Origin of the sequence: Bartonella sp. TT29SHDZB (genome assembly GCF_042193395.1) — a bacterium.
In the GTDB taxonomy this organism is placed as follows: domain Bacteria; phylum Pseudomonadota; class Alphaproteobacteria; order Rhizobiales; family Rhizobiaceae; genus Bartonella.
Genome location: NZ_JBHILQ010000099.1, coordinates 1 through 1,108 on the forward strand (window position 1 = coordinate 1; position 1,108 = coordinate 1,108).

General features: G+C 31.9%; 1 protein-coding gene. It reads left to right on the forward strand.

Annotation, left to right across the window (positions count from 1 at the left end):
- Positions 1-177, forward strand: a 177-nt coding sequence (locus ACFIJJ_RS09800; protein WP_375646810.1) for a YadA-like family protein, incomplete at its 5' end; no start/stop codon positions are given.
- Positions 178-1,108 lie beyond the last annotated feature (931 nt).

Genomic DNA, 1,108 nt, shown 5'->3' on the forward strand with positions numbered 1-1,108 from the left:
GACGAGCCGGGATCTTTGAGTGTCTCATTTGGTAGCGGCACATGGCGTGGACAATCCGCATTTGCTCTTGGTGCTGGTTATACATCTGAAAACGGAAAAATTCGCTCTAATCTCTCTGCCACGAGTGCTGGTGGTCATTGGGGCATAGGTGGTGCAATTACTCTGAAAATAAAATAATACGAATAACGAAAACAGAACAAAACATTCCCCCTTATTTATTGAAATAAGGGGGAATATTTTTTTACAGACGCACAGTATTTATCTAGAGATAAGCATAATATTTGATGAGGCTATAAACTGTGAGGTTTTATAGAAGATTTTTCTATATTTTGTTGAAAAAAGATCACAGTAGAATCCATATTGCTAAAAAGCTATATTTTTATGTTGCTATTTTCATGAACAGCCTATAGCAATATGGGAGTGTATATTAGTAAGACTCATTTTGATAAAATAATTCAAAGGGGGAAAAGTAGTGCGTAAAGATAAAAGGTACATCACAGAACCGCGCATATATCATTATATGATATATTAAAAAGAAAAAATCCAACTAAAAAGCCAGTTATCCAAGGAAAACTATATTCCGGACATATTACAATTTCTTTTTACTTTACTTATTATTAACAAAACCATGCTTTCTAATAAAAATAAAGTCTATAATTAGGAAAATACATACTAAAACCTAGTACAAAGGATTTTATAGTAACCACTACCAAGTAAAATGTAATATTAAATATAAAGACCCCTTTTTAGTTAGAAAAAAAGCACACTAAAAAACTTAGACTCTAAATGTGTCATCTTTATGTCCACAAAACATAATCAAAAAACAAACATTTAGGTCTCAATAAAGAGAGCGCAAACAAAACAAAACTAAAGACTCAAAATGTTCACACTCTAAGCAATGATCGTCTACTCTGAATTCCAAAGAGATCAATAATGCTAAAATGTGTCTTTTTTATGTTTTGGAGGTGTTTTTAAGTTTTTTCATTGGAGAGTTTGTTATGAAAAAATTATATGCCCCACAAGCTGCGAGTGAATTAAAACGTTCTCGTTTTTCTTTTGTTAAAGTTCTTTCGTTGGCTATAGCGGCTACATTCTTATCGAATGTTAC